Raw genomic sequence first — 19,933 nt, 5'->3', positions numbered from 1 at the left:
CGGAGGAGAACCATGAACGATCATTTTCAGGCGCCCGAGGGCAATTTCCGCGGCCATGATCAGCAATCGGTCTGGAACCAGCAACATGATCCCGAACTGACCGAGGTTGGCCCCGGCACCCCCTGCGGCGAATATCTGCGCCGGTTCTGGTTGCCTGTCGCGATGACGGATCAGGTGGGCGACCTGCCCTACCGCATCCGCATTCTGGGCGAGGATCTGGTTCTGTTCCGGGAAAAGAAAGAGGGCAAGCTGGGCCTGACGCATCTGCATTGCTGCCATCGCAACATGAGTCTGGAGTTCGGCATCATCGAAGAGGGCGGAATCCGCTGCTCGTATCACGGCTGGAAATACGGGTTGGATGGCACGGTGCTGGAGACACCGTGCGAACCACCAGCCAGCCAGGTCAAGAAAAAGGCCTGTCTTGGGGCTTACCCGGTCATCGAGTATAAAGGGCTGGCCTTTGCCTATATGGGTCCTGCCGACGAACGCCCACCGTTTCCAGTCATGGATACCTTCGATGATGACGGGGACGAACTGGTGCCCTATCTCATCAAATCGCCCTGCAACTGGTTGCAGGTGATGGAAAACGCCTGGGATCCTTTCCATGTGGTCTATCTGCACACCAAAGCCGCGCGCGTTCAGTTCCACGAAGCTTTCGCGCATATGCCGATGATCGAGTTCCACGATTGTCAGACCGGCGACTTTTACACCAATGTACGCCGCGATGGCGATTACATCTGGGTGCGGGTGCATGACCACATGCTGCCCTCGTTTACTCAGAATGGGGGCCATTTCCCGATCCCGGACCAGTCGCGCTATTTTGGTCGTGGCGGTCTGACCCGTTGGATCACGCCGATTGACGACACCAATACAATGGTGATCGCCTGGCGGCATTTCCGTGATCCTTCCTTCAACGATGACCCGCGTGGTATGACCAATCGCGACGAAGTAGGCTTCGGCAAAACCGATTTCTACGGCCAGGGGCCGGACCGTCCGTATGAAATGCGACAGCGTGATCCCGGCGACTATGATGCCTGGGTCAGTCAAGGGCCGATCAACGTGCACGCGCGCGAAAACCTGTCCTTTACCGATCGCGGCGTGGCCAAGGCGCGGCGCATGGTGCGCAATGCCATCCGCGCTTTGCAAAAGGGCGAGCGTCCGGCTCAGGCTACAGACAATTTCAAAGGAGGCGTGATCCCGACCTACGCCGGTGACACGGTGCTGAAAATCCCGATGCAGGAAGGTCGTGACGACGGCGCTTTGCAGAAAGAAGTCAGCTTCAAAGTAGCCGAGATTCTGAAATCCGGCGACCATCTGCAAGGCAAGGAACGCCGCGCCTTCATCGAAAACGCACTCAAGGAATACGAGGCGGGCTGGGCATGAGCGCGCGTATTCCCCACAACCCCGGACGGGTCGACTGGTCCGGGGAAAACCCGGGCATATACCTGAAACAGGACCCGTCGCAGGAACACTACGACACGCTCGCCCTGTTCTTTCGCGTGGTGCTGTCGCCTTATGGGCGCGGCCATGCTGCCATCGTTCTAGGCGCGCCGGATCAGGCCAAGGGCTGGCCGCACGCACCCAACCTGATCATGACCGACAACCAGCGTATGATGCGATGGATCGTTGACGGTTGGGTCACCAAGATGCCGACATTCATCGGCAAGGCGGGGCTTGGCGCAATGACCTGGCTGGATTGCGACAGCGTCGAAAAGCGCCCCGGCGATCTGAAAAGCCGCTACTCCGAGACCCTGCGCGGGTCAGGTGTGACGCTGGAAATGATCTGGCAGGATATGGGCCCGCCACTACCGGTCGAGGTGACCAAGGAAAACTCCGCCACCAAAGAGCACGAAATGTACTCGGTCTTTCTGGAGGCCGAATCAGCGCAGGTCAGGATCAACGGCACAGCCCTGCCCGGTCAGGTTGCGGATCGCCAGTTCTTTGGTCGCACCATGAGCACTGCCTTTCTGGCCTTTTCCGAAACCTGGGTTACCCCAAAGGAGGATGTCTGATGCCGCTGAGTGAACCGATTACACCGGGCGTTGTCGATTGGACTGGCGAAAACCCCGGCATCCTACTGAAGGATGATGACGGAAACTTCAGTGCGATGGCCCTGTTCTTTCGGGTCGCCTGGTCGCCCGTGGGTCAGGGGCAGGTGCTGCTGTTGTACGGAACACCGGAGCAGGTCGAGGGCCCGCCCGAGGCCCCCAACGTCATTCTCAGCGACAACCCCGAACTGACAGCGTTCCTGAAGGAAAACTTCATCAGCAAGCTCGCAGCGTTTGCCAACGCGCCTGCATTTGCCACCCTACCCGAAATAGGCGCCCAGGCGGTGCGCAGCTCGGGCGATCCGATGAGCCATCGCTATACCGAAACCATTGCGGGCGAAAACCTGACGGTGGAGCTGGTCTGGGAAGGGTTCGAACCGCCCCGGGCGCTGGAACTGTCACCGCATGAGGTGGCCTCGGGCGAGCAGAACATGTTCTCGCTTCTGGTGCCCGCGCATTCGGCGCAGATTCTGGTCAACGGCCATGCGCTGCCGGGCAAGCTGGGTACGCGGGTGCAGGCCGGATACGAGACTACAACCGCATTCCTCTATTTCTCGGAAACCTGGATCATTCCGCCGGAGGTGCCATGACTTTGCACAAAGCTGATCAACTGGCCTTTGACCGGGCAATGGTGACCCAGCCAGTCTGGAACCGCTTCAACACCGCCGCAGATGCGGTGGATTTGCCCGATAATGTGCTGCTGCACGCAGGACCCGCCTTTGCGGCACCGGATCAGATCACCGCACCGATCCTGAACTCTGCTTGCGTCGCCGCTGTCTGGGAGGGGCTGGCAAAGGATTTCGATCAGGCCGAGGCGATGATCATGACGGGTGAAATCCTGCTGAAACCGGCGCAGGATCATGACGTCGTCACGCCGCTGGCAGCAGTAGTTTCGGCCAACATGCCCCTGCACACGGTGTATGACGCCTGGCGCGGGCAGACGCGGATCTTCACCCCGATCAACGCCGGGTCGCGCCCCGCGATGCGGCTGGGGCTGCGGTCCGAAGCGGTGCTGGAACATATCCGCTGGCTGAACACCCGCTTTCTGGACGTGCTTCAGGGCGGCATTGCCGAAGGCATTGCACTGGTGCCGCTGGCTGTTGTCGGCCTGATGGGTGGTGATGATTGCCATGGGCGTACACCAGTGGCGGCCAATGCGCTGGTGGAAGAACTGAAAGACCGCACCCCCGGCGGCATTCATGACCCAGATGTGCTGGAATTCATGGCCAGTTCGCCCTCGCTGTTCCTCAACCTGTGGATGGCGGCAACCAAGATCATGATGAAGCTGGCTGAAGGCGTGGAAGGATCAAGCTTTGTCACCGCTGCGGGCGGCAACGGGCGCGAGGTTGGGATTCAGATATCAGGCCTGCCCGGCCAGTGGTTCACCGTTCCGGCCACACCGCCAAAAGGCAAGTTTGACGTTGACCTGCCCGAAGACAGAGCGCTTGGCGCAATCGGTGACAGCGCCGTGGTCGAGGCATTTGGGCTGGGCGCAATGGCAATCGAGCTGAGCCCGGAACAAAAGAAGGGTCTGGGCGCCTATCTGCCCGAAGATGCCAAGGCCCGGACCTCGGGCCTGTCGGTCGGCGCGCATCCTTATTTCCAGACACTCGACGTGCAACTGGGCAGCACCGGGCGCGGCGCGCTTACGCAGGGTTCGGGCCCGGTGATCTCGCTGGGCATTCTCGACCGCCTGGGTGAGGCCGGGCGGTTGGGCGGCGGTATCTACGACATGCCGGTCGGTCCCTTTGCCGCAGCAATGAAAGCGCTTGAGGCATGAGCGACCTCGCTGAACTCAGTGCCCACCACCTTGCCCACCTGATCCGGGTGGGCACGGTCAAACCATCGGAGGTTATGGCCATTCACCTGGAACGCATCTCCCTCCGAGAGCCCGCGATCGGGGCCTTTCAGTATCTCGACGCGGAACGCGCCATGGAGCGGGCGCATGCAGCCGATGCTCTCCCCGTCGGCGGCCCGCTCCATGGCGTGCCTTTTGTCATCAAAGACATCATCGATACCGAAGATATGCCGACCGGCTGGGGGAGCGATCTGTACGCAGACCATCGTCCGGACCGTAACGCTGCATGCGTGCAGTCATTTCTGAACGCCGGTGCCATTCCCATCGGCAAGACGGTCACGACCGAATTCGCCTATTTCCGCCCCGGTAAAACCGCAAATCCCGCAAATCCAAAACATACACCGGGCGGGTCGTCCTCGGGCTCGGCAGCGGCGGTGGCGGATTGCATGGCACCGCTGGCCTTTGGATCGCAAACCGCGGCCTCCCTGATCCGCCCTGCTGCTTACTGCGGCGTTAACCCAAGTTCCGCACTTTTTTGCTGAAATCGGTCGAAATTGCCGCTTTCTGGCCGGTAAAGCGTTGATTTTGTTGAGGTGAGTTTCTGGATTTTCGAAGTGGTGCCATAATGTGCTTCCTGAGGGCTTTTCGGGATTCCCAGTGGGGTGCAGCGGTCCTAATGTAGGAACATGTTTATTCGTGAGACCCTGACCCGCCGCCGCGCTGACAAATGCTACCGATCCGTCCGGTTGGTCGAGAATTTTAGAACGGGCCGCAAGGTGCAACAAAAGACGCTCCTGAACCTCGGAGCAGCCTTTCCGATCCCCAAATCGCAGTGGCCCGAACTGGTCGAACTCGTTCAGGCGGGGATTACGGGAGAAACGCCTCTGTTCGATCCTGAACCGGAATTGGCGACAATGGCGGATACCATTGTGCAGAAGTTGCGCAGCCGCGCGTTGGTCCAGTCGGCGGCCGAGGCCCTGGATGGCGGCACAGCAAATATCCGTCTCGACAGCATACAGATTGAAGACGCGCGGTCTGTGGGCTGTGAGCGACTTGCCCTGGCCGCTCTGGAGGCTCTGGGCTTTCTTGGGGTGCTCAAGAATGTCGGCCTGTCGGATCGAGACGCCCGGATCGCCATGGCGCTGGTGATTGCGCGCATGGTGCATCCCGCCAGCGAACGGGAGACTTTGCGATGGTTGGAGACCAACAGTGCCACGTTTGAACTTCTGCGCCTCAATACCGGGCCGGCGCTCTATCTCGACAAGCTGTATCGTCTCAGTGACGGTCTGGTCAAACACCACGAGGCCATCGAAGACGCGCTGTTTGACCGTCAGCGCACGTTGTTCGGCAGTTCCGGTGCGGTGATCTTCTATGACCTGACCAACACCTACATGACCGGGCGTCCAGCGTCCGATCTGGCCAGGTTCGGACGCTCCAAGCAGAAACGGAACGACTGCCCTCTTGTCACGCTCGCGATGGCCACCGACGAGGGCGGCTTCCCGCGCCGCTCCAGCGTTCTGCCCGGCAATGTCAGCGAACCCGGCACGCTGTTCGAGGCGCTGGACAGCCTTGCCACACCGGAGGACAAGGACAAGCCCACGGTCATCATGGATGCAGGCATCGCTACCGAAAACAACCTCGCCGAACTGCGCAACCGGGGCTATCATTGGATCACGGTCAGGCGGGGTGGGGTCAAGCCGGATCAGGCGGATGCTGCAGGCGCGCGGGATCCTGATGCAACGATCGAGACCAGATCGGGGCATGAGGCGCGGATCTGGAACCTGTCCCACGAGCCTGAGAACGAAGCGCAACTCTGCATCTGGAGCCAGGCGCGACAGGAGCGTGATGAAGCCATTCTGGCCAAGAAGCGGGACGCCTTTGAGGCAGAACTTACCGCCTTGCACGACGGCTTGAGCAAGCCGCGCTCCGTCAAGACATACGACAAGGTTCTGGAGCGGCTCGGGCGTTTGCGGGAACGCTACGCTATGGTCAATCAGCATTATGACATCCGCGTCACAAAGGGTTCGGATGGCAAGGCCAGCGCGGTGACATGGGTACCCAATGCGGCATTCAATACACGCGATGCCCGCGCGGGCCTCTATGTGCTGCGCACCAGCCACACGGAATGGGGCCTTGAGAAGACGGTGCGCACCTACTGGCGTTTGACCGAACTCGAAGCGACGTTTGAGACGCTCAAGTCTGAACTCGGCTTGCGCCCGATCTGGCACCAACTGTCCAGGCGGATCGAGGGCCATCTGTTCATCGCGGTGCTGGCGCTGTACGGCGTCAATGTCATCCGGACCCGTCTCGCTGCGCAGGGGGTCCACGACAGTTGGGCCTCTGTGCGCAACAAGCTCGGTCGCTGGCAGCGGGCCACCACGTCCTTCACCTCCGTCGACGGCGCACGGATCGAGGTCAGAACGGACGCTCGGCCAGACCCGGTGGCGGCAGGGGTTGCGAAGGCGGCGGGCGTACCATACGCGCTTGAAAGGCGTATCCGGAAACTGAAAAACCCGTAACGGTCGAGGCCATTCCAACCGACCTCCTGACGCACAAAATGTAGTGCCATATCGGGCTTTTCCGAAAATAAAATCGTTTTGTATCATGACCTTATGGAGCCGTGTATGTCAAATTTGCTGAACCTGGGTTAACGGGTTCAAACCCACAACCGGCAGCTATGACCTGACCGGAGTGATGGGTCTGTCGCAAAGTCTGGACACGCTGGGCATTCTGGCCCGCGACCCGCGCGATCTGGTACTGGCCGACGCGGTCCTGCGCGGTACCGACCTACCGCCGCCACCTGATTTTGACGAAGCACTGCCAAGGATCAGTCTGATGCGGGGGCCGCATTGGCAGGACGGAACCATGGAAATGAGAGACACTTGTACCCGTGCACTGGCCGCACTGGCCGATGCAGGGGCTGACACGGGTGAAATTGCCCATCCCGCAGTCTTTGCCGAACTCACCCAAGCCCAGATCACTGTAATGGGATACGAAGCCGCCCGCCTGCGTGCCAAGGAATTCGAGATTGGCGAGCCAGGTATCAGCTCACAGTTCCACGCCCTTATCGAAGCAGGTCAACAGATCGACGAGGCCACCTATCGCGCAGCGTTGACAGTCCGTGACAGAGCCAACTCAATCCTCGATCAGCTATTTCGCGATACTGACGCCCTTCTCGTCCCCTCTGCCGCTGGCCCTGCGCCCGAGGGGCTGGATGCAACGGGTGATCCGGTGTTTTCTCGTATGTGGAACCTGTTGCAGGTCCCTTCTCTGGCCCTGCCCTTCGGCGCCACCGCGAACGGCCTGCCGCTTGGAATACAACTGATCGCACCGCGCGGCGGCGATGCCCGATTGCTGGACATCGCTCAATGGGTGCACCGTATTCTCAACACCGCAGACTGACAAACATAGGGTTCTGTGCAAACTCCGCTCCCGGCTGTAGCTTTTACCGCCGCTCTGATAGCGAACATGGAAGAAGGCGAACAGGATAACATTCTATAGATGCTATGCACCTCTGAGAGAAATCGTGGTCATTTCGTCCCAGAGGTAAAGAGACCCATTGGTTCGCAACATCCATGAGCAACAGTGACCAAAGCTTCTGCAACAATGCCAAGCGACAAATCTGAATCACCCGGCGAACCGATTAGGCTGCAAAGGGAAAGTTCACTAAATATTTGGCCTCTATCGTCATTCCGCCGCAAGTGGGACAACCGCGTCGCTGGACTTGGAATGTTCATGAGTGGACAAAACCGGTTCTGTGAACCGCCCACGATACACCAAAGCAAAAACGGGCGGCGTGAAGTAAAAGGACACAACCGTCGACAACAAAACACCTCCTGCTATGGCAACTGCGAAGGGTGGCCAGAAAGCGCCCCCACCCAAAATCAAGGGCAGGAAGCCGCCAAAAGTCGTCACCGTTGTCGAAATGATGTGCCGGCTTGAGCCGGTGACCACGCGTGTCATTGCCTTTTGATCGCAGCGACTGGCCTGGGGGTCCTGCTGCAATCCAGTAAGGATAATGATGGCCGCATTGATGGAAACGCCAATCGAGCCAATCACGCCGATAATGGCTTGAATACCAAACGGGAACTGCATGATTGCCAGTGACAATATCGAAAGACCGGCTGACAATACGCAGACCACCAAAGTGACCAGTGTCAACCGGAACGAATTGAAGGTCAGCACAATGGTCGCACTGGAAAGCGTTACGATCAACCCAACCGAGGCCATCAGATTGCCAACCGTATTCGAGCGTGCGTCGCTGTCCCCGCCCAGAGACATGGTGTAACCTTGCGGCAGCACAAAACCGGACGCATCCAGCGCTTCCAATACGTCCTGCAATGCCTCTTCGGGCAATACACCCGGTACAATGAATGCCTGGATAGTGTTTTCGCGGATGCCGTCCGTTCGGGTTGTAACGCTTTCGGCAGGCTCGATAACGGGTCGGGCCAATTCCGATAGTGGCACAGCCGGAAACACACCGGTGGCAGAGATCGCGGCGGCGTTTGGCAGCAAGATCGGCATGCTGACAATTGCACTCAGGTCCGAGCGAACTTCGTCGCCCAAGCGCACACGAACAGGCAGCTGTTCCGTTCCTTCGATCAGTGATCCGCCGGTAATTCCGACCAGTGCCGTATCCAACTGAGTAGCGATATCCGCCACGTCCAATCCCAGCAACCGGGCTTTAATCTCATCGATCTCGATCCGAATTTGTGGGTTACCTCCATTAACGCTGGCCCGCGCCTGGGTCACCAGATCGAGGTTGGCCATGATCGAGCGCACCTCATCCCCCAGAGTGCGAAGAACCGTGATGTCCTGTCCCTGGATTTTGACCTCGACCGGCGCTGCGACTGGCGGACCCTGAACCAAATTGCGCACTATGATCTGTGCATCGGGGAATTCTGTGTCCAATCGGCTTTGCAACGCGCCAACGAGACGGGCAGCATCGTCTGCAGTATCGGTCGTTATCATGGCTTGCGCAAAACCGGGCTCACGTGAACGGTTGCCGACAATATTGTAATAGAAGGCTGGACCTGACTCTCCCACGGTCCAGTAGACGCTTTTTACGCCGTCATCGGTCAGCAGCATTTCGTCAATCTGTCGCGCGGTTGCTTCGGTGCTGGCGATTGATGTGCCGCCCGGCATATCGACCTCGATATAGAACTGGTTGCGGTCGACGCCCGGAAAGAACTGCGCGGTCAACGTGGGAAAGGCAACAAATCCAAGGACCGGCAAAACCAGTGCCAGCGCAATGGAACGCACCGGATTGGCAACCGACAAACGAATGGAGGCTTCAAACAGGCGGGCGAGTGGAGGGACACTGATACCACGGCTTAACATTCCAGCGTCGGCGCGGTCCGACAGGACCCAGCCCGCAATCGCTGGTGTTACAGTCAGGGCAACGAGCAACGACCAAACCAGCATAAGCACAACGGAAATGGCGATAGCGCCGACAAAGTCACCAGCAGGCCCCGGCAGCAGGATCATCGGCGTGAACGCGAGCGCCGTTGTAATGGTCGACGCCAACAGCGGCGCGGCCAACCGACGAACGGCGTCCCGTACGGCCGCAAGGCGCTCCATCCCTCCCTGCAGGCGACGCCGGATTTCGTCGGTCATCACAATGGCCGCGTCAACAAGCAAGCCCAATGCCACAATCAGGCCTGTGACCGACATCTGGTGGATCGGCAGACCGATCATGTTCATGGTGGCAAGCGTAGCCAAAGAAACCACAGGCAACACCAAAGCCACAATCGTCGCCGCCCGAACCCCCAGCGTTATAAATAGAACTGCCACGACCAGCGCCACACCGATGGCCATGTTGATCCCGATATCAGTCAGGCGATCTGTCGTATATTGGCTTTGATCGAACAGCAGCATTTCCTGAATGCCCAATGGCACCGATGCAGCGCCTGCCTCAAGTTCCTGCCGCAGGAACCCAGTCCAGCGATCAATCTGGACCCCGTCCTGCGCCAGTACGCCTACCAGTACAGCCGGCTTGCCATTGGCGATAGCGATTGAGGACTGCGGGTTGCGCGCTCCTCTATCCACGGTTGCGATATCCCCCAGCCGTACCACGGCACCATCCACACTTTCACGCAGTACGATGTTGCGGATGCGGTCCAGGGTCTCAATTTCGCCGCTGATGCTTATCGTTAGATCCACATCAGATTGCAGCCGTCCAGATTGAACCTTCCCGTCGGCTTCTGCAATCCGCTGTGATATCTCAATGGCGCTGAGCCCCAATGCTGCGGCTTTGTCCATATCGACACTGACCAATACTTCCTCGTCTGGCTGACCAAAGTAGTCAACGGCCCGTGTAGCTGGAATCGCGCGAAGCCTGTCACCCAGCGCTTCGGCGTGGCGCGACAAAAGAGTGACCGGGAAATCAGGGCTTTCTGCGGCGACGGCGATGACGGCAGAATAAGCCGAAATGCCCTCGGCATCGAATTCCGGAGGTAGTACGCCCGCCGGGAAATTCTGACTGGCATCATCGACGGCGTCGCGCGCTTCGGCCCAAACCTGTTCGATGGTGGTTTCGTCCAGCGTTTCCAGCAACTCAACCGAGACAACTGAAACGCCCGAGCGGGAAACCGAGCTGATTTCATCCACCTCGGCGATTTTCCGAAGCTCTTCCTCGATTTCCGCAGTAACCAGCGCCTCGACACGCTCGGGGTCCGCCCCCGGAAACTGTGTCGTTATGGTTGCGAAGAGATTGGTGATTGTCGGATCTTCCTGCCGCCCCAGCGACAGGAAGGAAGATAGCCCGGCGGATACCAGAACCAGAATGATAAGTGCGACAAGACGAGGATGGCGAAAGGTCAGGGTCTCCATGGTATCGCTCCGTCAATCACCGGTGCCGAAGGCCACGCGCTGACCAACGGTCACACGCTGTGGTCCCTGACCGATCAGGACGGTGCCGTCCGGAAACTCCCCCCGCACGAACACACGGTTATCTTCGGCATGGAGCACTTCGACAGACGCAAGACGCACAGTTTTTTGAGCGTCGGCAACCATCAGCGTCCATTGGCCCCGTGTTCCTTCTTTCAGCAGGGTCGTCGGAACCCAGGTGCCAATACTGGCGATGGTGTCGAGCACATGCACACGAGCAGTCTGCCCGAACGCAACATCCGGCCCGCCCTTTAGGTCGAACAAGGCTGTCCGTGTTCGGGTTACCGGATCGATATCCGGGCGCAAGGTCGCAAGGTCTGCCCGATAGCTTTTGCCCGCTATTTCAATCTCGACATCGGACAGTAGTGAGGGATCCACATCCAATGGGATCCCGATCCGAACCTGCGGCGACACGATTTCGACCATGCCCAAAACCAGCTCGCCTGACCTTAGCGTCTCGCCCCCATCCACGTGCCGGGTAGTAATTTGGCCTGGGAACGGGGCCTCAATACTGGATTTTTCAATCCGAACCGTAACGTCGCGCAATCCCGCGTCGAGTTCACCGATTCTGGACAGCAGTTCATCCTGTTGCGCGACGGCTTCATCCAAACGGGCCTGGCTGGTAAAGCCCCGTTCGATGAGTTTTGCGTTTCGCTCCACCGTTTTCTTTGCAAAGTTAAGTTGCGCCGCAACGGCATCGCGCGAAGCCGTCAGGCGGTCAAGTTCGACTTCCAAAAGTGCAGTATCCAGCGTGGCAAGAAGCTGACCCAATGCAACTTCATCGCCCTCATCCACCAAAATTTGATCCAGCGTCCCATTCAATTCGAATGACACGTCAGCGGAACGCTGCGGTTCAACCTGGCCGATGAAAACACGATCAACGGTATATGCGCTTTCGGACTTGATCGGTGTCACAGAGACCGGAGTCACCGCGGCCGCGTCCGGCGCAGGTACGGCATTTGCCCTGCGCATAAGCTCAGCTGCTCCGAAGTAAACCGCAGCTGCGGCGATGGTCATGATGCTGGCAGTCAATCCAAGCCGGGCAGCGCCGCGCAACATGCGCGAAAAAGGGCTTTTCTTAGTGGTCTCAGAGGGGGATGTCGCAGAATTCGGCATTTGGGGACCTCAAGAAGTTAGCATCTCTAACATATGTTAGAAGCTCTCACTTTGACAAGGGGTATGTGATCTGGCACATGTTGGAGCATGACCAGCACTGAAAAAAATCAATTGGCAGGCGACCACGCAGACCGCCGGACGGTGGGAAAAAAAGCCTACCATCACGGGGATCTCCGCGCTGCCCTGATAGAAGCGACCCGGCAGCTGGTTGAAGAAAAGGGCCCGGACAGTTTTTCGGTTTCTCAGGCCTGCAAGCTGGCTGGCGTGTCCACCGCCGCGCCGTATAAACACTTCAAAGACAAGAACGAAATGCTTGTCGCTGCCGTTCTTGAGGGCATGGGCAGGCATCGCAAAAACATGCTGGCTGCGTTGGAAAGCATCCCCGAAGGATCACCCGAGCGCATTACCGCAATCGGCATGGAATACATCGCATTTGCCCTGAATGAGCCGGGGATATTTCGACTTAAGTTTGGCGGGTTTACAGATCGCATCGCTGACCCGCGCTTGGAAGAAGGCGGCCAGCAAAGCTTTGGAATCCTCCTATCTGAGGTGGCGAAATGTCTTGGCGAACCGGAAATCACCGATGAAGTCCGCCGCCGTGGGTTCCTGTTGTGGAGCTTCGTCCACGGGCTGTCGTTCATTTTGCGAGATCATGGTCTTGCAGAGAAAGGCGAGAAGTTCGACTTGCATGATCTTCTTGAGGATGTGTCCGAAAGAATGCTGAGCTAACTGCCATCTGGTCAGGGTCCAATTGTCTGACCGGATATGTCACCAAATTTGATGAACAGCCCGTGCTGGCATTTCGCGCGGCACTTTCCTGCTCATTTGCGATACCTGCCAAATTCGACACCGTGTTCACCCCAGATGCGGCTACTGTTGTCATAACGTGGCACGAAAGCTCGATAAGACATCAACGAAAAGAACGGGATCAGTAGCTTGCCGGGTGAGGTGGCAATAGAGTCAATTTCTCAACGTCCGCAGTTCCTGTCGCCCTAACTTATCTCTGGTCAGGCAAGTTCCACAGCGGGTATTTTCAGACCTGATTTTGGGTCACTGAACCCACCTCGGCGATAGCATCAGTTTTTCCATTTCAAAGCTGTAAAAATACCTATTTTGGCCAATCCATCTAGGCTGTTAGATGCAAGACAGGTAATTTCGCTGAGTTGCGTCATTCCGCAGAGCGAAAAGTCAAAAGGGATAATCAATGATACGAACAGGCGATGAGTATCGTGACTCGATCCGTGGGAACCGCGAGATCTTTGTCAATGGTGAGAAGGTCAAGGACGTAACTTCCCATCCGCAGTTTAAACCATTGGTGGACATCCGCGCGCGCATCTATGACATGCAGCACGAAGAAGCGCACCGCGATATCATGACCGTCAAGCAGGATGGTGAAACGAATGCTCTGGGCAGCGCCCTGCCCTACAGCCAAGATGACTGGTGGGCAAAGCGCCGCGCCACCGATCATATGATGAATGAGATCGGCGGCGTGGTCACCCGGGTTGGTGATGAAACCGTGGGCGAGATGTGGTCCCTTTACGATGGGCAAGATGTCCTGAACGAGGTCGACCCGCAGTTTTCAAAGAATATCGAAAACCATATCTTCCGTGTCCTCAAACAGGATCCGTTTCACGTCTCGGCCAACACCGACCCCAAAGGCGACCGCTCCAAAGCGCCGCAGGATCAGGACCCGGACATGCTGTTGCATGTTGTCAAGGAAACCGACGAAGGCATTATCGTCCGTGGCGCCAAGTACGAGACGGCTGCGGCCTATGCCAACCAGGCCTTCACAAAACCGACCATTGCCAACTGGGGCAACTCGGAAATGTCGGACTATGCTGTTGGCTTTATCTGTGATCTGAATTCGCCAAACCTGAAGTTCATTTGCCGCACCGGTTTTGCCGGTCGCGCCCCTGCCGCCGATTATCCCTTGGCCAACAAGTTTGACGAAGTCGACACGATCGTGATTTTCGACAATGTGTTGATACCTTGGGAAAACGTGCTGTTCTATCGTCATACCCGCGCAGCGACGTTTATTCGGGCCACTTTGCACCGCTACTCTGCGTTTGCATTTGTTCAACGAAATCTGAAACTGGCCGACATGATGATTGGTGCCGCGCTGTTCAATGCGCGCCAGACCGGGCTTGAAAAGCAACAGGGCGTTCAAGAGAAGCTTGCGAAGCTCGCAGTCTATCGCGAGGGGATCAATGCCCATCTTACCGCGGCGATCGCATTGGGCGAAAAGTCCCCGGCGGGCTTGATGATGCCGAACCAGTCACTTCTGTATACGGGCCGTGTCCACGCATGTAGCCAGTTGCATGAAATGGTCCATATTGCCCGCGAACTGTGCGGTGGGCAGATTTGCGTGACACCGGATGTCGCGTCGTTCGAAGCACCCGAAACCAAACCATGGATGTCCAAGTACTACAGCATCAACGACGAATGGGTTGCGGATGACCGTCGCAAGCTTTTGGCCTTTGCACGGGACATGTTGAACTCGGACTATGCGGGCCACCGGCTCACGTTCCAGCTGTTTGCGCAATCCCCACCATTTGCCCATCTTGCGGCCGTCTATCGCAATTTTGACTGGGAAGGTCCGCTGGCATTTGTCAAGGATGCAGCCGATCTCAGCGACAATGTCATGGGAGGCAAGACGCTGTCGATGGGGGACTCGGCCATTTCCAGCTGGTTCTCTACAGACATAAAGTCCCACTCCAAACGGACGGCGGCGGAATAGGCGCGCTGAGCCTGGCCAACAAACAAGGGTGCGCGCATCATGCGCGCACCAACTCATCAAGATCGACATCACACCGGACAGGAAGCGGCCTGCTGACTGACCGCAGTTCACATGGAAAGACCTCGAATGGCACACAAACGCCTGCGCCCCTTTAACACCAAAGCCACCTACCCCGAGCAGAACCTCGACAATGACCTGTCGCAGGGCGTTGTTGCAAAGGGCACGACCGTCTTTCTGCGCGGTCAGGTGTCACAGGATCTGGAGACCCGAGAATGCCTGCATATTGGTGATCCTGGTGCTCAGACCGCCAAGACAATGGAAAACATCCAGATGCTTCTGGAGGAGGCGGGCAGTGACATGTCACATCTGTGCAGGATTGTGGTTTATGTGACTGACATCCGCTATCGCGAGGCGGTTTATCAGGAAATGGGAAAGTGGATTAAGGGCGTTCATCCTTGTTCGACCGGTATCGTTGTGCCAGCGCTCGCGCGGCCCGAATGGGTGGTCGAGATCGAAGCGACTGCGGTCATTCCGGACTGACGTGAGGAGGTAGAATGACGTTCTCGATAACAGGGCGATGCGCACGAACCGGGCAAGTGGGCGTGGCGATCACGACAAGCTCAATCGCGGTTGGCAGTCGCTGCCCATGGGTTCGCGCAGGCGTTGGTGCGGTGGCAACACAGAATGTGACCAAGCCGTCCATCGGTAACGATGTCCTGGACAGGATTGCCGCCGGGGCAGATACCCAATCCGCGCTTGATAACGTCATAGGCGCCGAGGATTTCCCTGATTATCGACAGGTCGCCGTCGTCGACAGTAAAGGCGGAACGGCGCTTTTTTCCGGCAGCAAGACACTTGGCCAGCACGCCGAGGTGATAGGCCGGGATTGCATTGCGGCAGGGAACTTGCTGTCGGACACACGACTGCCACAGGTCATGGCTAGCAGCTTTGAAACACTAAGCGACCTCTCACTTCCTGAAAGATTGCTCAAGGCGCTGGAAAGCGGTCTGCACGAAGGGGGCGGTGAAGAAGGTCCGGTTCATTCTGCCTGCCTGCTGGTCGCGGATTCGACGCCCTGGCCATTGGTTGATCTGCGCGTTGACTGGTCCGACGAATGCCCGATCGCAGCGTTGCGTGCCTTGTGGGAAGCTTACGAACCGCAAATGGCAGATTACGTCGCACGGGCGCTCAACCCGGACGCAGCCCCAAGTTATGGTGTACCGGGTGATCTGTAATTCAATTCTCCCCGCTGACCCCTTGCCCCTGATTGGCAGGTCAGTTCTGGCGCGCACGTTTCGTGCGCGCCTTTTTTGACGCTGTATCATGCAAACGCTGGATATCCTTGAGCGATTGATCGCTTTCCCGACGGTCAGCCGAACGCCGAACCGTCAGTTGATTGCATTTGTCACCAGCCTTTTAGATGCAGCTAATATTTCGTGGACGTGTATCGAAAGCCCGGACGGAACGCGCGCGAACTTGTTTGCAACGGTTGGTCCCAATGACCAAGGCGGCGTTTTGCTGTCCGGCCACACGGATGTAGTGCCCGTCGAAGGTCAGGCCTGGCAAAGCGACCCGTTTTCAATGGTGTCGAAGGACGGCAAGCTTTATGGGCGCGGTTGCGCTGATATGAAGGGCTTTCTGGCCTCGGCGCTTTCGGCGGCGTTACGCGCTTCGAGATTGGAACTGGCAACGCCGCTGCATCTGGCCTTTTCCTACGACGAGGAAATCGGCTGTGTCGGGGTGCGGTCGTTGATCGAGTATCTGAAGGCCCGGACGCCGAAACCGCGCATGTGCATTGTGGGTGAACCCACCGGCATGGGCATCGCAGTTGGCCACAAGGGCAAAACAGCATTGCGCGCTGTGTGCACCGGACGTGCCGGTCATTCCGCGATGGCACCGTTGAGCTTGAACGCGCTGCATCTGGGAGCTGACTTTCTGAGTGGTATCCGCGCGCTACAGGCAAAGCTGGCAAACAGCGGCCTATTCGAAGACGGGTATGAAGTCACCTATTCGACGCTGCATGTAGGCAAGATGTCTGGTGGCAAAGCGCTCAATATCGTTCCGGACAAATGTGAGCTGGATTTTGAGATCCGCAACATCGCCGCAGATGATCCAAACAAGCTGATTGCCGCGTTGAATGAAGAAGCCGAAAGGCTGGTTGCGCCTTTTCAGACAAAGTTTCCGCAAGCTTCAATCGAGATTGAGCAATACAATAGTTACCCGGGTCTGAGCACTAATCCGGATGCTGAAATTGTTCGCCTTCTGCGGGATGTTACCAACTATCGCGAAGACACCTTCAAGGTCGCATTCGGGACCGAGGCAGGCCTTTTCGATCAGCGATTGGGTCTGCCAACAGCAGTGTGTGGCCCCGGTTTCATGGCACAAGGGCACAAGCCGGATGAGTATCTTGCGATCAATCAACTGGAACAGTGCGACCGTATGATGGATCGGCTACTTGCGCGGCTGGTTCAGGGCGTTTGACACCAGAACGGACTCAGACAAGGTCAAGCACACCAGCCAGAACGCGGGGTATGGTATCCTCGACCGCAGAAGGCTGAGGTATGATCTCGGCAGATTCATCGGCGAAAGCTGTGTCAAGAATACCCAGTTCGACATCGTGACCTTGGGACCGGATGCGGCAGGGAGCGTTTGCAGCAAAGACAAATATCAATCCACCTTCGCCACAGCGAAGTACGGTCTTATCTGTCAAAACCCGGAAATCAGTGATTGTCCACTTGGCTCGGTTGACCATGACATTCAAAACCCGGGTTTCTTCTGCGCCAGGGTCGCTGAAAGGGGTCATAGTGCTATCGAACTTGAATGGCTGAAACGGAGGCAGCTGAACGGTGCCGCTTTCGAAGCTCAGCGACAGGCCGTGACCTCGGATCACCGTAATAACACGATCTACGCCCGGAAAAGGTGAAAATACACCAGGTTCAGATATTGCGGCGCTGCTCACACGGATATCAAAACTGTCCCGGGTCGACTCCTTTGGCATCAGGTAGATTTCATCAGTTTGCCCCACGCCATTTTTCCAGGGACGTTGGATGTAGGATGAGGCGGGATAATACCGGACAGGCACGTGTTTCGTATCCTTAGTGCTTTGGGTTACATTTGCGGGTTGGCCGTCGCCCGAGACTTATCTGTTCGAAGCCTGCCCACAAATTTGGAAAAGATACCGGTTCACGGTCGGCAATGGACCTTTCGGGGAAACATACCCGTCTTCATCGACATCCAGATCGATGCTGATCTTCCGGCCAAACGGTTCTTGCAGGCTCGACTTGTAGCAACCTGCCCTTGGTCGGCAAAGCGACGGATGCATGCGCAGTTTTCCGTTTGGTGTTCGTTCAACCTCGATGATCCATGGGTCGCCCAGCAATTCGAGAGCCTGATTGATCTGGCCGTCACGGATCAGATTTCGAATTCGCGTCGATGAAATCGTCTGACTGCCTGATTTCAGGCTTTCGGCGACACTAATTCCAAATCCAAAGCGTCTGCTCATCTCCTGAAGGAGCCTGACATCCCCTGAGCGCCGATGGCCAAAACGGAAATCCGGCCCCGTCACCACATGGGATACACCTAATGCACCGCAAAGCACTTCTGTGATGAATTCCTCTGGTGTCTGTCGGGCGAAAGAGCTGTCAAATGTTGGTTCAAAAACAAAGTCTATACCCTTGTTGCCCAACATCGCCGATTTGGTATTTTTCGTAGCTAACCGAAACGCCTCTGTCTCGACCCCGAAAAAAGCCCTGGGATGCGGTTCACATGACATTAGGCCGATGCACGTTCTGGTCGGAACCGATTGCGCCAGACGCGCAAGTTCCCTGTGCCCGCGATGGAACCCATCGAAATTACCCAGCATCAATACGCCGCCACGCATCGCATCATCCAAAGGTAAAGCCGAGGAGACTATCAGAGGTTCTTGTACGGAATAGCTTTGGGTAAACAAGCGATCGGTTGCGTCCAGCATTGAATGCTCCTGCGTCTGACAAACGCACGACAAGCCTAGTGCAAGGCGCTGCGCATGAAAAATTCGCTTCTCGTATAGCGTGAATAAGAAATTGCTATACAGCCTCTTGGAACGCCAAAGAACCGGCGAATTGATCCCGGCATAGTTCGGTAAAACGCTGCGCTGCGGGTGAAAGTTCTTCGCCCTTTCGATGCGCCAGAACAAGCTGACTTTCGCCCGCGACGCCCCCAAGAGGCCGGCTGACAACGCGCAGCCCGTCATAGCTCATGGCGGACGCTGGCTGGGTGACCAGCAGGGCGAAACCCAGCCCATGGGCAACCATGCCCCGCACCATTTCAAAAGAGGTGGAACGATAGGCAATAAACGGCTTCACGCCCGAGTTTTCCAGCAAACCAATAAAATAGTCCCGGCTGGGCTGTCCTTCCAAAAGAACCATCGGCTCTTCGGCCAGTTCATGCGGCAAAACCTCTGACTGACGCGCCAGCGGGTGCCCGTCAGGCAGCAAAACGTAAGGGCTCAATCTGTCGATCGGTTCGACGTCCAAATCTGCGGGCAGATCAATGTCATACATCAATGCAAGTTCGCATTCACCAGTGGACAGGCTTTGGCACAGGCTACGTTGATCTCCTTCCACCAGGTGAACTGAGGTGCCCGGCATATCCGCGATGAGACGCGGCAAAATATAGGGACCAAAGGTATGAAAGCAGCCGAGCTTGAATGTTGTTTCGTTTGCAGCCAGCGCATGTTTCAGGTTTTTGGCCCCTTCGATCTGAAGCGGAGTGCCATAAGCGCGTTTGGCGTAGATGAGTGGTGAGCCGCGCCTTGCCAGAACAAGGTCCTGGACCTCGCACAAAAAAATGTGGTGCGTGCCAACGCGTTCACTTGACAACAAGGTGCAATCGAAAGCGACCAGCGGATCGATCAGACGCGGCGCACCAGAAGGGCATTTTGTCCATTCCGCGCATTCAAACTTGTCCGTAACTTCGTCCTTGAAACGTCCTGCAAAAGTATCAGAGATATACGATTGGTCATCGCGCAAAACGTTGACGCAAAGCACCCCGTTTTCAACGATCATGTTCGCCGCCGGGCTCAGGTGATGTACGCAGACCAGCAAGGTCGGCTTTGTCGAATCCGCAGAAACCGACGACATCGCCGAAACTGTGACACCGGCGCGACCTGCAACGCCGTCAGTGGTCACAATATTAACCGTGCAGGCCGCGTGACTCATCCCGTGCAGAAATTTATCGCGCAGCGCTTGGTCCAATGGGTCCATGTTTTTGTTTTCCCAAGTCAGATTCGGTTCTGTTTTGAAGTTTGAGCCAAATGGGTGAATCGAAGAAATCGGGAATTCTGTGGGTGTGATTCAGGAATTCCTT

At 57.2% G+C, this 19,933-nt stretch carries 16 protein-coding genes and 1 pseudogene; 12 read left to right on the top strand and 5 right to left on the bottom strand.

Annotated features, from left to right (window positions below; translation table 11 throughout):
* Positions 1-12: 12 nt before the first annotated feature.
* From ACP0GE_RS01895 to ACP0GE_RS01865, 7 genes and pseudogenes are all read left to right on the top strand, one after another.
* The gene (locus ACP0GE_RS01895) at positions 13-1,383 is read left to right on the top strand and encodes a Rieske 2Fe-2S domain-containing protein (protein WP_424830307.1); all 1,371 of its coding nucleotides are present in this window, start codon (positions 13-15) and stop codon (positions 1,381-1,383) included.
* Complete coding sequence (locus ACP0GE_RS01890) at positions 1,380-2,012, top strand: hypothetical protein (RefSeq protein WP_424830306.1); 633 nt, start codon at positions 1,380-1,382, stop codon at positions 2,010-2,012. Before ACP0GE_RS01895 ends, ACP0GE_RS01890 begins: the two co-directional genes overlap by 4 nt.
* The gene (locus tag ACP0GE_RS01885) at positions 2,012-2,638 is read left to right on the top strand and encodes a hypothetical protein (RefSeq protein WP_424830305.1); all 627 of its coding nucleotides are present in this window, start codon (positions 2,012-2,014) and stop codon (positions 2,636-2,638) included. The genes ACP0GE_RS01890 and ACP0GE_RS01885 overlap by 1 nt, the downstream gene beginning before the upstream one ends.
* Positions 2,635-3,828, top strand: a complete 1,194-nt coding sequence (locus tag ACP0GE_RS01880) for a DUF1116 domain-containing protein (RefSeq protein ID WP_424830304.1) — start codon at positions 2,635-2,637, stop codon at positions 3,826-3,828. Before ACP0GE_RS01885 ends, ACP0GE_RS01880 begins: the two co-directional genes overlap by 4 nt.
* Positions 3,825-4,388, top strand: a complete 564-nt coding sequence (locus ACP0GE_RS01875) for an amidase family protein (RefSeq protein WP_424830303.1) — start codon at positions 3,825-3,827, stop codon at positions 4,386-4,388. The genes ACP0GE_RS01880 and ACP0GE_RS01875 overlap by 4 nt, the downstream gene beginning before the upstream one ends.
* A gap of 144 nt (positions 4,389-4,532) precedes the next feature.
* The gene (locus tag ACP0GE_RS01870; protein ID WP_424830302.1) at positions 4,533-6,365 is read left to right on the top strand and encodes an IS1634 family transposase; all 1,833 of its coding nucleotides are present in this window, start codon (positions 4,533-4,535) and stop codon (positions 6,363-6,365) included.
* A 139-nt stretch (positions 6,366-6,504) separates the two neighbouring features.
* Positions 6,505-7,248: pseudogene (locus tag ACP0GE_RS01865) on the top strand (amidase family protein); the annotation flags it as partial.
* A 285-nt stretch (positions 7,249-7,533) separates the two neighbouring features.
* On the opposite strand, the gene ACP0GE_RS01860 reads toward ACP0GE_RS01865, so the two are convergent.
* Both ACP0GE_RS01860 and ACP0GE_RS01855 read right to left on the bottom strand, forming a co-directional pair.
* The gene (locus ACP0GE_RS01860) at positions 7,534-10,677 is read right to left on the bottom strand and encodes an efflux RND transporter permease subunit (protein WP_424830301.1); all 3,144 of its coding nucleotides are present in this window, start codon (positions 10,675-10,677) and stop codon (positions 7,534-7,536) included.
* Positions 10,678-10,689: 12 nt separating this feature from the next.
* Positions 10,690-11,850 (bottom strand): efflux RND transporter periplasmic adaptor subunit, encoded by a 1,161-nt coding sequence (locus ACP0GE_RS01855; RefSeq protein WP_424830300.1) that lies wholly within the window; start codon positions 11,848-11,850, stop codon positions 10,690-10,692.
* A gap of 87 nt (positions 11,851-11,937) precedes the next feature.
* On the opposite strand from ACP0GE_RS01855, the gene ACP0GE_RS01850 reads away from it, so the two are divergent.
* The 5 genes from ACP0GE_RS01850 to argE all read left to right on the top strand — a co-directional run bounded on the left by ACP0GE_RS01850 (position 11,938) and on the right by argE (position 17,068).
* The gene (locus ACP0GE_RS01850) at positions 11,938-12,579 is read left to right on the top strand and encodes a TetR/AcrR family transcriptional regulator (RefSeq protein WP_424830299.1); all 642 of its coding nucleotides are present in this window, start codon (positions 11,938-11,940) and stop codon (positions 12,577-12,579) included.
* Positions 12,580-13,054: 475 nt separating this feature from the next.
* A complete protein-coding gene (locus tag ACP0GE_RS01845; protein ID WP_424830298.1) occupies positions 13,055-14,587 on the top strand; it encodes a 4-hydroxyphenylacetate 3-hydroxylase family protein in 1,533 nt (510 codons plus the stop codon).
* A 126-nt stretch (positions 14,588-14,713) separates the two neighbouring features.
* On the top strand, positions 14,714-15,127 hold the full coding sequence (locus ACP0GE_RS01840) for a RidA family protein (protein ID WP_424830297.1): 414 nt from the start codon (positions 14,714-14,716) through the stop codon (positions 15,125-15,127).
* A gap of 14 nt (positions 15,128-15,141) precedes the next feature.
* Positions 15,142-15,822: a DUF1028 domain-containing protein gene (locus tag ACP0GE_RS01835; protein ID WP_424830296.1), complete on the top strand. Its 681-nt coding sequence runs from the start codon at positions 15,142-15,144 to the stop codon at positions 15,820-15,822.
* A gap of 88 nt (positions 15,823-15,910) precedes the next feature.
* A complete protein-coding gene (gene argE, locus ACP0GE_RS01830; RefSeq protein WP_424830295.1) occupies positions 15,911-17,068 on the top strand; it encodes an acetylornithine deacetylase in 1,158 nt (385 codons plus the stop codon).
* Between the two features lie 13 nt (positions 17,069-17,081).
* Here the strand turns inward: argE and ACP0GE_RS01825 are convergent, their stop codons facing one another.
* Genes ACP0GE_RS01825 through ACP0GE_RS01815 form a run of 3 tightly spaced genes read right to left on the bottom strand, consistent with a single transcriptional unit; the run spans position 17,082 to position 19,830 of the window.
* Positions 17,082-17,669 carry a HutD family protein gene (locus ACP0GE_RS01825; protein WP_424830294.1) on the bottom strand — a complete coding sequence of 196 codons (588 nt, stop codon included), beginning with the start codon at positions 17,667-17,669 and terminating at the stop codon, positions 17,082-17,084.
* A gap of 57 nt (positions 17,670-17,726) precedes the next feature.
* On the bottom strand, positions 17,727-18,761 hold the full coding sequence (locus tag ACP0GE_RS01820; RefSeq protein ID WP_424830293.1) for a hypothetical protein: 1,035 nt from the start codon (positions 18,759-18,761) through the stop codon (positions 17,727-17,729).
* Positions 18,652-19,830, bottom strand: coding sequence for a LysR substrate-binding domain-containing protein (locus ACP0GE_RS01815; RefSeq protein WP_424830292.1), 1,179 nt, complete (start codon positions 19,828-19,830; stop codon positions 18,652-18,654). The genes ACP0GE_RS01820 and ACP0GE_RS01815 overlap by 110 nt, the downstream gene beginning before the upstream one ends.
* Positions 19,831-19,933: the final 103 nt, after the last annotated feature.

Source organism: Ruegeria sp., from assembly GCF_965243365.1.
Taxonomy (GTDB): domain Bacteria; phylum Pseudomonadota; class Alphaproteobacteria; order Rhodobacterales; family Rhodobacteraceae; genus Ruegeria.
Note: the sequence above shows the minus strand (reverse complement) of the source record. Positions and strands in the feature narration are given on the sequence as shown.